This is a genomic window from Streptococcus oralis, from assembly GCF_003942875.1.
GTDB lineage: Bacteria > Bacillota > Bacilli > Lactobacillales > Streptococcaceae > Streptococcus > Streptococcus oralis_BX.
Genome location: NZ_RMVK01000004.1, coordinates 189,837 through 203,256, shown reverse-complemented (window position 1 = coordinate 203,256; position 13,420 = coordinate 189,837). Strand labels below are relative to the sequence as shown.

The following is a 13,420-nucleotide window of genomic DNA, read 5'->3' as shown; positions in this document are numbered from 1 at the left end:
GAATATTCGTGACAAAGCTTTTTAAAAGTGATAGAATGAAAGTGTCTGGGGATTCCCCTAAAAAAAATGAAGGAGATGTTTAGATAATGACTTCAACTAAACAACACAAAAAAGTGATCCTTGTTGGTGACGGTGCCGTAGGTTCATCTTACGCTTTCGCACTTGTTAACCAAGGAATTGCACAAGAGCTTGGAATTATCGAAATTCCACAATTACACGAAAAAGCTGTTGGTGATGCGCTTGACCTTAGCCACGCCCTTGCCTTCACTTCACCTAAAAAAATCTACGCTGCTCAATACTCTGACTGTGCAGACGCTGACCTTGTTGTTATCACTGCAGGTGCTCCTCAAAAACCAGGTGAAACTCGTCTTGACCTTGTAGGTAAAAACTTGGCTATCAACAAATCAATCGTAACACAAGTTGTTGAATCAGGTTTCGATGGTATCTTCCTTGTTGCAGCTAACCCAGTTGACGTTTTGACTTACTCAACTTGGAAATTCTCTGGATTCCCTAAAGAACGTGTTATCGGTTCAGGTACTTCACTTGACTCAGCACGTTTCCGTCAAGCACTTGCTGAAAAATTGGATGTTGATGCTCGTTCAGTTCACGCCTACATCATGGGCGAACACGGAGATTCTGAATTTGCGGTTTGGTCACACGCTAACATCGCTGGTGTAAACCTTGAAGAATTCCTTAAAGACACTCAAAACGTTCAAGAAGCTGAATTGATTGAATTGTTCGAAGGTGTTCGTGACGCTGCTTACACAATCATTAACAAAAAAGGAGCTACATACTACGGTATCGCAGTAGCACTTGCTCGTATCACAAAAGCAATCCTTGATGACGAAAATGCAGTACTTCCACTTTCAGTCTTCCAAGAAGGTCAATACGGTGTTAAAAACGTCTTTATCGGTCAACCAGCTGTTGTTGGTGCACACGGTATCGTTCGTCCAGTAAACATCCCATTGAACGATGCTGAAACTCAAAAAATGCAAGCATCTGCTAAGGAATTGCAAGCTATCATTGATGAAGCATGGAAAAACCCTGAATTCCAAGCAGCTTCTAAAAACTAATGAAAAGAAGGTTCTCAAACATGGGAACCTTTTTCTTTTTGCAAAGAATCATAACATCAACTTCTCAAATAAACAAAAAAAGCCTATCGACCAAACAATGAAGCTTGATACAATAGGCTTTTTGAAAATTCATTATTTAACAGCGTCTTTAAGAGCTTTACCAGCTTTGAATGCTGGAACTTTAGAAGCTGCGATTTTGATTTCTTTACCAGTTTGTGGGTTGCGACCTTTACGTGCAGCACGCTCACGAACTTCAAAGTTACCGAAACCGATCAATTGAACTTTTTCACCAGCTGCAAGGTATTCAGTTACTGCTGCAAATACAGCGTCAACTGCTGCTGCTGAATCTTTCTTAGTCAATTCTGTAGCTTCTGCTACTTTAGCGATCAAATCTTGTTTGTTTGCCATGTTAACAAATCCTCCAAATAATTTCTAATTAACAAATATAATCATATCCTAAAATCGACTATAGGTCAAGTCAAAAACACTATTTTGACCATTTTTTCTCTATTTTTTTAGGAATTGTAGCGAATTAGAATCGCCCAAGCATTCTCTCCAGTATGAGTTTGAATAATAGAGCCAGTTTCCAATACAGAGATTGGTTTCTCAACATAAGGTTGCAATAATGCCTTCATCTCATTCGCCCATTCGTTCGTTCCAGCATAGGAAATTCCAATTTCTGCAACTGATTTTTGGGAAAGAGTATTGGTTAATTCCTCAAGCCACTTTTTGAAAGTTTTCGCTCCACGTCCTTTGGCGATTGGTTGGAGTTCGTGGTTTTTCATCTGCATTACTACACGAATATTCAAGAGTGAGCTTAGTAAGCCTGTCACACGTCCAATACGACCACCCTTAACTAAGTTTTCTAGCGTCGAAACACCGATATAGAGTTCTGTATGATTTTTTACGTCCTCTACATGAGCCAAGATCGTTTCTAAATCTTTACCTTCTTTAGCAAGTTTTGCGGCTTCAACAACTTGGAACTTCATTGCTTGATCTGTAAAAGAACTATCAAGAACTGTTACATCAGCAGTTGAGAGGCTGGCCCCTTGGCGAGCAGCTTCCACAGTTCCAGACAAGGCATGGGACATGTGAATGGCGATAATTTGACTTCCATCTTTACCTAGTTCTTCAAAGACCTCAGCAAACACTCCTACAGGGGGCTGGCTTGTTTTAGGCAGATTCTTACTTTGTTGCATAAGATGAAGGAATTCTCCCTCTTTCAAATCTGCATCCGAATAAAGCACACTATCAATCATAACTGATAGAGGAACAACGGTGATATTTAATTCTTTAACTACTTCTGGTTCGATAGTAACAGAAGAGTCCGTTACAATTTTTACTTGTGTCATAATTCAATCTTTCTATTCTTCTCGATAGGATTGGGATTTTCTCCTTTATTATATCAAAAAAATGATAAAAAATCATAAGTGATCCGATGAAAAGAACTGAATTTTTGGTATAATCTATCTATAGAAAAGTGAGGAACAGCCATGATTCGAAAACTTCAACCGATTATCACCATTATTCTTGGAGCCGCTATCTATGCCTTTGGTCTTACCTACTTTGTTGTTCCTTATCATTTATTTGAGGGAGGGGCGACAGGTATTACCTTGATTACCTACTATCTTTTTAAGATTCCTGTCTCATTGATGAACCTCTTAATTAATATCCCTTTATTTATCCTGGCTTGGAAGATATTTGGACCTAAGACCCTCTACTCAAGCCTTCTAGGATCTATTTCACTTTCCGTTTGGCTAGCAATCTTTGAGCGCATTCCTTTGCACATCGACTTGCAAGGGGATCTCATCATTGTCGCTTTAGTCTCAGGAGTCTTACTGGGGGTTGGTTTAGGAATTATCTTTAATGCTGGTGGAACCACTGGTGGCTCTGATATCGTTGCCCGTATCCTCAACAAATACACCAATATTTCGATTGGGAAATTGCTCTTTGGGATTGACTTTTTTATCCTAATGTTGATTTTGATTATCTTCCAGGATCTTCGTCTAGTTACCTATACCCTCTTATTTGACTTTATCATCGCTCGTGTTATCGACTTGATCGGCGAAGGAGGTTATGCTGGTAAAGGATTTATGATTATTACCCAATATCCTGATCAATTAGCCAAAGAGATTAACGATGAACTCGGACGTGGCGTTACCTTTATATCTGGTCAAGGCTACTACAGCAAAAAGGATTTAAAAATTATCTACTGTATAGTTGGTCGAAACGAAATCGTTAAAATGAAAGATATGATTCACAAAATCGATCCTCAAGCCTTTATCACCATCACTGAGGCTCATGAAATTCTCGGTGAAGGATTTACTTATGTGAAAGATTAAAAAAGCTGGGAATTCCCAGCTTTTATTCTTCTTCTGCGAGGGTTGAATGGCGGAACCCGTAAGTAAAGTAAATGACTAGACCAACTAAAAGAGCGATACCAAAGGCAATCCAGGTATCTAGACTATATTGAAGCATAAAGGAAACACAGATAAGAATGGAAAGAATTGGCAAAAATGGCACCAAAGGAGTTTTAAACTCTCCCTCTTTTGGCATACCCTTATCCTTTCTGAGTTTTATTATTCCATAGGCTAGCAAAATGAGATAAGCTAGCGTACAGATATTTAAGAAGGCTGCAATACTGGCTAGAGGAAACACTCCTGCAGCAATAGCTGAAGCAACTCCTGTTAAGAGAGTCGCATTTTTAGGAACGCGACTGGTCTTGCTTAATTGTTTGAAACTTTGAGGTAAAAGTCCATCACGCGCTAAGCTATAAATCATCCGAGACAAAGCATAAGTCATGGAGATACATACGGTTATCAGGGTTAGAATGGCTACAAGCGAAACATAATTGGCCGCCCAGCCGATACCAATACTCCGTAATGAAAATGCTACTGCATCGTCCACATTGAGCTTACTGTAGTGAACAATCCCTGTCAATACTAAGGTAACCAAAGCATAGAGAATGGTGACGATTGTCAGAGAAAGCACAATTCCGCGAGGAATATTTTTTTGCGGACTTTGAATTTCATCAACTGCCATGGAAATAGATTCAAATCCGAGAAAACCAAAGAACATCAAAGATGCGCCCGCCATAATCCCAGTACTTCCACCATATAGTTGACCAAAACCAAATGGAGCAAAATTCGTCCAATTTTCAGGCTTAATGTACCAAATACCAACTAGGATAAATAAGGCGAGAGCTGAGAATTTCAAGACCACTAAAAGCGAATTAAATCTCAAAGCTGCCTTAGAATTTAATAAAACCAATCCCGTTACCAAGGTCAGTACTAAAATAGGTAGAAGATCAATGTAGGTTCCTTGTTCAGGGTTAAAGGTTCCATTCAAGGCTTGGGGCATGGAGATACCATAATTACTGAGCAATCCCTTAAAGTAAGCTGCCCAGCCAGATGCTACTCCTGAAACAGCCGTCATGAATTCCATGATGGTCAGCCAGCCAGCAATCCAGGCTGGCAATTCTCCTAGAATCGCATAGAGGTAACTATAAGCACCACCAGTAGCAGGCACACGAGAGGCAAATTCTGCGAAAAAGAGGGCTGATAAAGAAACACACAGGGCAGAAATCACAATGGAAATCACTAGTGATGGACCAGCTAGGGTAGCCGCTGCTGTTCCTGTAATGGTGAAAATCCCCGTCCCCACCATAGCACCTATTCCTAAAAGAATCAAATCCCACAACTTCAAATGGCGGTGCATCTCTGTCTGTCTCAGACTAACATCCTTGGTTCTAAAAATATTCATACTTCATCTCCACTAAATGTAATTGTTTTATTTTACCATATAAAAGCAGTTTTGTGAATATTTATTAAGTCCTTTTTTGAAAAAAATTCTGAACAGAAAGGATTCCTGTTCAGAATTTGCATTTTTACCCACTGATTCTTTCAATTTGTTACTGATCAAGCGAGTAAGCTCAACAGTATACTCCATTGAAAGTTTTTTAAGGATTTGGGATTTTTTAAACTTCAAAGTAAGGGAACGGACGGTCACTATCTAAAGGACGATTTGGAACTTCTTGTTCCAAAATAGCGCGCCAACCAGATACCAATTCTTCAAAAGTCAGTTGTGCTTCTGGAGAAGCTGTTGTCAGCTTCCGACCAAACCAAGCCATGGTTGCAGTTTCAAACTGAAGCATAGCGTACTGGATTACTGGTACATCTGCCTCTTCATAATTTTCATTTACTGCACGCGCTACTTCTGCCGCTTGCGGAAGGAGTTGATTGCTGATTTTATCAACAACAGTCGCATCCATCTCTCTCCATGAAAGAAGTTGACCATTTACCTGATAAAAGAGCTCAAAGGTTTCTTGATTTTCTTTGAAATTAGTAAGAACAAAAGCACGTTCTACTGCCTCAGGACCACCAGCAGCTTTTACAGCGTTTATCAAGAGGTTTTGTTCCATTTGTCTCCAATAATCATCTGCTTCTTCTGCTAAATCAATTGTAAAAGGTGGAACAATTTCCTCGACAGGAATTTCACCTTTATTCGCTTTTTCAACATTACCAAATAATTTTTTTAAGAATCCCATTTGCTTCTCCTTTTTGGATTTATCCGACTGAACCTTCCATTTCATAACTAATCAAGCGGTTCAGCTCAACTGCATATTCCATTGGAAGTTCTTTTGTGAAGGGCTCGACAAATCCCATGACAATCATCTCGGTTGCCTCAGATTCTGATAAACCACGGCTCATGAGGTAATAGAGTTGTTCCTCTGAAATCTTAGAAACCTTAGCTTCGTGCTCCAATGCAACTTGCGAGTTGTGAATTTCATTAAAAGGAATGGTATCTGACGCTGATAAGTCATCCATGATAATGGTATCACACTCGATATGAGAAACAGATTTCTTAGAGTTCTTGTTAAAGGTTACTTGTCCACGGTAGTCCACCTTTCCTCCGCCTTTCGCGATGGATTTGGACACGATAGAGGAGCTTGTGTGTGGAGCGTTGTGGATCATCTTGGCACCCGTGTCTTGGTGTTGCCCTGCATTGGCAAAGGCGATAGAGAGCATAGTACCACGCGCCCCTTCTCCATCTAGGTAAACAGATGGGTATTTCATGGTTGTTTTGGCACCTAAGTTTCCATCAATCCACTCAACTGTCGCATCTTTCAAGGCTTTAGCACGTTTCGTTACCAAGTTATAGACATTATCAGACCAGTTTTGGATGGTTGTATAACGCATGTAAGCTCCGTCCAAGGCAAAGATTTCTACAATGGCCGCATGCAGGCTATTACTTGAATATGTTGGTGCTGTACATCCTTCTACATAGTGGACACTTGCTCCCTCATCAACGATAATCAAGGTACGTTCAAACTGACCTGTATTTTCGTTGTTGATACGGAAGTAGGTTTGAAGTGGAATATCTACCTTGACACCTTTTGGCACATAGATAAAGGTTCCACCCGACCATACTGCAGAGTTGAGGGCTGCCAACTTGTTATCAGTCGGTGGTACCAACTTCGCGAAGTATTGTTTAAACAAGTCTGGGTATTCCTTGAGGGCAGAATCCGTATCTGTAAAGATAATACCCAATTTCTGGAACTCTTCCTTCATGTTGTGGTATACCACTTCTGACTCATACTGGGCAGAGGCACCTGCTAGATAAGCACGCTCAGCTTCTGGAATCCCGATACGTTCAAAGGTTTCTTTAATCTTTTCAGGTACATCATCCCAAGAACGGGCTGGTTTGTCAGATGGTTTTTGGTAGTAGATCAAGTCATCAAAGTCAATCTCTGACAAGTCTGCTCCCCAGGTTTGCATAGGCATTTTTTTGAAGGTTTCATAAGACTTCAAACGGAATTCTAACATCCACTCAGGTTCTCCCTTAGCAGCTGATAATTCGCGAATGACTTCTTCGTTCAATCCTTTTCCTGTCGATAGGACAGGCTCTACATCGTCATGGAAACCAAATTTATATTCACCAAGGTCAATTGGTTTTGGTTCTACTCTTTCTTCAGCCATAATATCCTTTCTTTCATTCTTCATTTCTACTGATTCGTAAGACAAAAGAAACTTGTCTTACTGTTTTTCTTGATCTTCAATTGTTTTCTTAAGGGCATTCCAAGCTAGAGTTGCACACTTGATCCGTTGCGGGAATTTGGCAACACCTGACAAGAAGGCTGCATCCCCGAGTTGGTCTTGGCGGTCATCCTTTTGACCTTGAACCATTTCAGAAAAGATGGTTGCAAGTTCTAGAATTTCTTGCTTGGTTTTTCCTAAAACGGCATCTGTCATCATACTAGCAGAGGCAGTTGAAATCGTGCATCCTGAATTTAGAAAAGCAATATCTTCCAAACGGTCCTCTGCATCAAACTTGACAGAGAGGTTGATAACATCCCCACAGGTTGGATTATTGAGACTGATTTGTTCAGCGTCTTCTAACTTTCCTTGGTGATGTGGATTTTTCGAATGGTCTGCCACCACTGCCATATAAAGGCTATCTAGTTTAGAAAGTGCCATTGAAAAACTCCTTTGTCTTTTGTAGGGCATCGACTAGTTTGTCACAATCTGCCTTGGTATTGTAGATATAAAAACTTGCACGAGCTGTTGCTGGGACTTCTAAATACTGAAGCAAGGGTTGGGCGCAATGGTGACCAGCACGAACAGCCACTCCTTCATAATCCAGAGCCGTCGCAAGATCGTGGGGATGAAGATCCCCTAAGTTAAAAGCAATGACACCCGAACGTTGAGCCAAGTCCTGCGAACCATAAATGGTCAAACCTTCAATGGCCTGCAATTTTGGATAGACGTATGCAATCAATTCCTGTTCATGAGCTTCAATGGCTTCCATACCAAGATTTTCAAGATAATCTACCGCAGCAGCAAGTCCAATAGCGCCTGCCATATTTGGCGTTCCAGCCTCGAATTTCCAAGGCAATTCCTTCCAACTAGCAGATTGCTCATAGACGAAATCGATCATCTCACCGCCAAATTCAATTGGAGACATTTGTTCCAGATACTTTTCTTTACCGTAAAGGACACCGATACCAGTCGGACCAGCCATCTTGTGACCTGAAAAAGCAAAGAAGTCCACATCCAAGTCCTGGACATCAATCTTCATATGTGGCGTAGACTGAGCACCATCCACCACCATAATAGCTCCAACTTGGTGGGCTAATTGCGTGATTTCCTTGATCGGATTGACCACACCAAGAACATTTGAGGCGTGAGCTAGGGAGACAAACTTGACTTTATCAGTCAATTTAGCGCGCAAGTCATCCATATCCAGAGCTCCGTCCTTGAGATAAACATAGACAAGCTCAGCTCCGGTCTTTCGACAAGCTTCCTGCCAAGGAATGATATTGGAATGGTGTTCCATGACAGAAATCAAGACCTGGTCTCCCTCAGTCAGGATTTCCTCAGCAAAGCGTGCCACCCAGTTAAGGCTGGTTGTCGTTCCTCTGGTAAAGAGTACTTCCTTTGTAGAGCTTGCATTGATAAACTTACGAATGGTTTCACGAGCCGCCTCATAGGAAGCTGTCGCCCGCTCCGCCAAGGTATGAACCCCACGATGAACATTTGCATTGTCCTGCTCATAGTAGCGGTTGATTGTTTCCAGAACTGCTAGTGGTTTTTGTGTCGTCGCAGCATTGTCCAGATAGACCAGAGGTTCATCATTAACAATCTGGTCTAAAATTGGAAAATCCTTGCGAATCGCTTCTACATCTAACATAGGCTTCCCCTTAGCGTTTTGACAATTTTTCTTCGATGGTTGCAATCATTTCTTCACGAACTTCTTTGACTGGAATCTCAACAATTACGGAGCCAAGGAAACCACGAACAACCAAGCGTTCTGCAGTTGCCTTATCCAAGCCACGACTCATGAGATAGTACATATCTTCTGGATCAACTTGTCCGATAGAAGCCGCGTGACCTGCAGTAACATCATTTTCATCAATCAAAAGAATTGGGTTGGCATCTGAACGCGCCTGGTCTGAAAGCATGAGAACTCGACTTTCTTGTTGCGCATCTGCTCCTTTAGCTCCCTTGATGATGTGACCGATACCGTTGAAGGTCAAGGTTGCTTTCTCAAGAATAACCCCATGTTGGAGAATATTTCCAATAGAGTTACAACCATAGTTGGTTACGCGAGTGTCAATTCCTTGCACCTGACGACCACTTGAAAGAGCAACAACCTTAAGGTCCGCATGGCTACCATTTCCAATCAAATCGCTATCAAAGTCAGCAACGACATTTCCTTCGTTCATGACACCAATCGCCCAGTCAATACTTGCATCATTGCCCAACTTACCACGACGGCTAATGTAGGCAGTGACATTTTCACCTAAACGGTCAATGGCCGCAAATTTCACTTGCGCACCAGAACGAGCAATCACTTCAACTGTGATATTGGCAGTTGCCTTCGCACTACCTTCACCTCGTGACTCTAGACGTTCTAAGTAACTAATCTTAGAGTTTATACCAGCAATGATAAGGATATGCTTGTTAAATGGCACATCGCTATCACTGTCTTGGTAGAAAATACCTTCGATTGGCTCTGTAATCTCAACATTATCAGGGATGTAGAGAACAGCACCACTATTAAAGTAAGCTGTGTGGTAGGCTGCTAATTTATCATCGTCATATTTAACAGATGACATGAAGAATTCCTCGATAAGTTCTGGAATTTCTTCTAAAGCTGAGTGAAAGTCTGTAAAGACTACTCCTTGTTCAGCCAATTCAACTGGAGTTTGTTCAAAAACAGTCTGCGTTCCTACTTGCACCAGCTTCAAGTGATTATCTAGAACCGTGAAGTCAGGAACATTTGCTGAAGGTTCACTTTCTGTGATGGTTCCATCTCCCAGATTCCAACGGTGAAATTTGACACGCTCAATAACTGGTAATTCCAAACTCTCAATCTTATCAAAAGCTTTTTGACGGAGGTCAGCCAACCAGCTTGGTTCAGCGTGCATTTCTGAAAAAAGTTTAATAGTTTCTTTAGTCATTTACTTCTCCTAAAAGATACGAGGGAATTACAATTCTTCCTTGTAGTCGTAGCCAAGTTCTTCAGCTAATTTTGCGTATCCTTCACGTTCCAAACGAGCAGCCAATTCTGGACCACCAGAAAGGACCACACGACCTTCCATCATCACGTGTACCACGTCTGGCGTGATATAGTTCAAAAGACGTTGGTAGTGAGTGATAATCATAGCACCAAAGCCTTCACCACGCATGGCATTGACACCTTTCGATACGACTTTAAGGGCATCAATATCAAGACCTGAGTCAATCTCATCCAAAAGAGCAAAAGTTGGTTCCAACATCAAAAGTTGAAGAATTTCATTGCGTTTTTTCTCACCACCAGAGAAGCCTTCGTTTAGGTAACGCTCTGCCATTTCTTCTTTCATGTTGAGCAATTCCATTTTCTCGTCTAGTTTAGTGATGAACTCACGAACTGAAATCTTCTCGTCATCTTCTTTACCAGCATTCATAGCTGCACGAAGAAATTCAGCATTGGTAATTCCAGGGATTTCAGATGGGTATTGCATAGCAAGGAAAAGTCCCATACGAGCGCGCTCGTCTACTTCCAACTCAAGGATGTTTACGCCATCAAACAAGACCTCACCTTTGGTAACCTCATAGTTAGGGTTCCCCATAATAGCTGCAGAAAGAGTCGATTTACCAGTACCATTTGGTCCCATGATAGCTGCGATTTCTCCTGTTTTCAGAGTCAGATTGACCCCTTTCAAAATTTCTTTTCCTTCAATCTCAACGTGAAGATCTTTGATCTCTAATACTGACATGATAGTTCCTTTCTTTTTCTGGCCTACTTCCTTTATCCTTAGCGAAATCACTTACATTTCTCTAAAAAATACAAGAAAAGGTCCATAAATATACTCTACTAGTATAACAAAAAAAAGCCTAAAAGGCTTTGATTTTGTTTAGAAGCTAGTGACTAATCCTTGCGGTTTAGGTGCTGATCAATAGCATCTACTATTTTCCCCATTACATAACTTAACCTAAAATTTCGAAAAAGTAGAATGGCCCAAAAGGCTGCCATAAAATAGCGACCCGTCATCCAAGCTTCATTGAAAAAATAAGTCTCAGCAGCAGTAAATAGTGCTATCACGATAAATTGTTGTCTAGTCATAGGATTATTGTACCATGAAATCCACTTTTAGTCTTCTTCGACCATGACTTTATCAGCCAGAAATTCGAATCCCTCTGGAATCAGGCTCTCTTCTTCTACCTCTTGATCTGCTTGAGAAGACTTGTTTTTAGCTGAAAATGCTGCACGAACCTCTTTCCAATCCTCTAGGGAAATTGCCAGGATTTCAGGTGAAAATCCAGCCGCTTGACTGAGAATATTGCCAAACATGGTATTGAGGTTATCCCGTTTCATGGTTTGCCCTGCATTGAAATTAGATTCAAAAGCTAAAATCGCATGGTGTTCGTTTGCTGCAACTGGTTGAGAACCAACAAGCAGAGCCTTATCAGGACCAGCTAAGCTTTCGATTACCTCTCCCCATGCATTCTGGAGGCGAATCAAGTTTTGCCGTGCCAAATCAGGATGTTCAACAGCTTCTTGTAGGATAGCCTGAACCTTATTACGGTCTACTCGATATACTGTCTTGGAAGTGGCTGGACGGCTAGGGACTGGCGCCACTTGTTTAGGCACCGTTCCGGCATTAGCAAGTTCTTGCTTGAGACGAGCGACTTCCTGTCTTAGTGTAGAAATTTCACTCTCGACAGCTTCTGAAAGCACTGGTTCAGGCTTAGTCTCAGCTAAACGAATGGTCATCATCTCAGCATAAATCTTAGGTTGCAGGCTAGCTTTCATATCCGCCAAGCTCACAGTCGCTATGCGAATCATTTCAAAGAGACTTTCCTGAGAAAGAGCTAGATTGTCCATAAAAACTGGACTATGATGAGTATTTTCGCCACCTGTCTGAACAACTAGTAAATCACGCAAATACTGCAAGAGATCCGTCACAAAACGAGTCATGCTCTTGCCATTTTCAAACAAAAGATTCAAAGAATCAAGCGCTTTTGGAACATCCTGCTGAGACAAGGCGGCTACATAGTTATCAAGTGCTGATAGACTAATGGTACCTGTAATCTCCTCAGAGATAGCTGTGGTCAAAGCATTCCCTTGAGTCAAACTCAAGGCTTGGTCCAGAATAGACAAGGCATCCCGCATTCCACCTTCAGCTCGTCTAGCAATGATTTCTACAGCATCTGGTTCAGAACTGATATGTTCTTTTTCTAAAATATGATGAATATGTGCCGTGATATCTTGCGTTCGAATCGATTTAAACTCAAAACGTTGGACACGCGATAAAATAGTTGCTGGAATCTTGTGCAATTCGGTGGTCGCTAAGATAAAGACAACATTTTGAGTTGGTTCTTCTAGCGTCTTTAAAAGCGCATTAAAAGCTCCAGTAGACAACATATGAACCTCGTCTATGATATAGACCTTATAACGTGCCAAACTAGGAGCATAGGTGGATTTATCCCGAATTTCTCGGATTTCATCAACTCCATTATTTGAAGCCGCATCCATTTCGATAACATCTTCTAAGCTTCCTTCTGTCACAGCCTGACAGATATAACAGTTATTACATGGTTCTCCGTTCACTTGGTTGGGACAGTTCATAGCCTTGGCAAAAATCTTGGCTACACTGGTCTTCCCAGTCCCACGAGGGCCTGAGAAAAGATAGGCATGACTAATCTTTTCCTGCTCAACCGCTTGTTTTAGGGTTTTAGCCACAACTTCTTGACCTACCAGTTGTGAAAAAGTCTGGCTTCTATATTTTCGATAAAGTGCTTGATACATTAGGCTTTCTCCTCAAACATCGTAAAGTCCCATTCTGTCTTCTCAAGCAAAATAGCGACAAATTGTTCCAAGTAATCACGGTCAATGGCATTGTAATCATCAATAAGTGAAGAATCCAGGTCTAAGACACCCAGCAATCGACCATTCTTGAGCATGGGAACCACGATTTCACTCTTGGCCATACTATCACAAGAAATGTAGTTTGGATAGGTGCTCACATCGCCAACTAAAACAGTTTCTTGAAACTCAGCAGCTTCTCCACATACGCCTTTTCCAAGCGGAATGCGAATACAAGAAACACCACCCTGAAAAGGCCCTAAAACCAACTCGCTACCATCAAACAGATAAAACCCTGCAAAGACAGTATTCGGAAAGCGAGATTTTAGAAGGGCACTAGCATTTGAAAGATTGGCAAGAACATTGCTCTCACCTTCAAGTAAATAAGAGAGTTCCTCATTTAACAATTGATATTGTGATTGTTTTTCTGAATCTAACATAGAACTATTATATCAAAAATGAGAAAGAGACAAAAGAAAAATCCCTTGTTTTAAACA

At 41.2% G+C, this 13,420-nt stretch carries 14 protein-coding genes; 2 read left to right on the top strand and 12 right to left on the bottom strand.

The window, feature by feature from the left end; all coding sequences use genetic code 11:
- Positions 1 to 86 precede the first annotated feature (86 nt).
- Positions 87 to 1,073: an L-lactate dehydrogenase gene (locus D8844_RS05910; RefSeq protein ID WP_000204722.1), complete on the top strand. Its 987-nt coding sequence runs from the start codon at positions 87 to 89 to the stop codon at positions 1,071 to 1,073.
- Between the two features lie 132 nt (positions 1,074 to 1,205).
- Here D8844_RS05910 and hbs read toward each other — a convergent pair whose 3' ends face one another.
- Together hbs and fakB are read right to left on the bottom strand one after the other, a co-directional pair.
- Entirely contained in the window at positions 1,206 to 1,481 is a 276-nt protein-coding gene (hbs, locus tag D8844_RS05905; RefSeq protein ID WP_001284636.1) for a non-specific DNA-binding protein Hbs, read from the bottom strand.
- A 107-nt stretch (positions 1,482 to 1,588) separates the two neighbouring features.
- Positions 1,589 to 2,425: a fatty acid kinase binding subunit FakB gene (fakB, locus tag D8844_RS05900; protein WP_000195458.1), complete on the bottom strand. Its 837-nt coding sequence runs from the start codon at positions 2,423 to 2,425 to the stop codon at positions 1,589 to 1,591.
- A 141-nt stretch (positions 2,426 to 2,566) separates the two neighbouring features.
- Here fakB and D8844_RS05895 point away from each other — a divergent pair, with 141 nt between their 5' ends.
- A complete protein-coding gene (locus D8844_RS05895; RefSeq protein ID WP_000619787.1) occupies positions 2,567 to 3,415 on the top strand; it encodes a YitT family protein in 849 nt (282 codons plus the stop codon).
- A 22-nt stretch (positions 3,416 to 3,437) separates the two neighbouring features.
- Here D8844_RS05895 and D8844_RS05890 read toward each other — a convergent pair whose 3' ends face one another.
- The 10 genes from D8844_RS05890 to msrC form a co-directional block, all read right to left on the bottom strand.
- Positions 3,438 to 4,835 (bottom strand): APC family permease, encoded by a 1,398-nt coding sequence (locus tag D8844_RS05890; protein ID WP_001020297.1) that lies wholly within the window; start codon positions 4,833 to 4,835, stop codon positions 3,438 to 3,440.
- Positions 4,836 to 5,049: 214 nt separating this feature from the next.
- Entirely contained in the window at positions 5,050 to 5,619 is a 570-nt protein-coding gene (locus tag D8844_RS05885) for a hypothetical protein (protein WP_000506261.1), read from the bottom strand.
- Between the two features lie 19 nt (positions 5,620 to 5,638).
- On the bottom strand, positions 5,639 to 7,051 hold the full coding sequence (gene sufB / locus D8844_RS05880; protein WP_000797056.1) for a Fe-S cluster assembly protein SufB: 1,413 nt from the start codon (positions 7,049 to 7,051) through the stop codon (positions 5,639 to 5,641).
- Positions 7,052 to 7,108: 57 nt separating this feature from the next.
- A complete protein-coding gene (gene sufU / locus D8844_RS05875) occupies positions 7,109 to 7,549 on the bottom strand; it encodes a Fe-S cluster assembly sulfur transfer protein SufU (RefSeq protein WP_001218473.1) in 441 nt (146 codons plus the stop codon).
- Positions 7,536 to 8,762, bottom strand: coding sequence for a cysteine desulfurase (locus D8844_RS05870; protein WP_125422586.1), 1,227 nt, complete (start codon positions 8,760 to 8,762; stop codon positions 7,536 to 7,538). Before D8844_RS05870 ends, sufU begins: the two co-directional genes overlap by 14 nt.
- Before the next feature lie 10 nt (positions 8,763 to 8,772).
- Complete coding sequence (gene sufD, locus D8844_RS05865) at positions 8,773 to 10,035, bottom strand: Fe-S cluster assembly protein SufD (RefSeq protein WP_125422583.1); 1,263 nt, start codon at positions 10,033 to 10,035, stop codon at positions 8,773 to 8,775.
- A 27-nt stretch (positions 10,036 to 10,062) separates the two neighbouring features.
- A complete protein-coding gene (gene sufC, locus D8844_RS05860) occupies positions 10,063 to 10,833 on the bottom strand; it encodes a Fe-S cluster assembly ATPase SufC (RefSeq protein ID WP_000114489.1) in 771 nt (256 codons plus the stop codon).
- A gap of 152 nt (positions 10,834 to 10,985) precedes the next feature.
- Positions 10,986 to 11,180 (bottom strand): DUF3272 family protein, encoded by a 195-nt coding sequence (locus D8844_RS05855; protein ID WP_000198269.1) that lies wholly within the window; start codon positions 11,178 to 11,180, stop codon positions 10,986 to 10,988.
- Between the two features lie 27 nt (positions 11,181 to 11,207).
- Positions 11,208 to 12,866: a DNA polymerase III subunit gamma/tau gene (gene dnaX / locus D8844_RS05850; protein WP_125422580.1), complete on the bottom strand. Its 1,659-nt coding sequence runs from the start codon at positions 12,864 to 12,866 to the stop codon at positions 11,208 to 11,210.
- Positions 12,866 to 13,363, bottom strand: a complete 498-nt coding sequence (gene msrC, locus D8844_RS05845; protein ID WP_000887141.1) for a free L-methionine (R)-S-oxide reductase MsrC — start codon at positions 13,361 to 13,363, stop codon at positions 12,866 to 12,868. The genes dnaX and msrC overlap by 1 nt, the downstream gene beginning before the upstream one ends.
- Positions 13,364 to 13,420 lie beyond the last annotated feature (57 nt).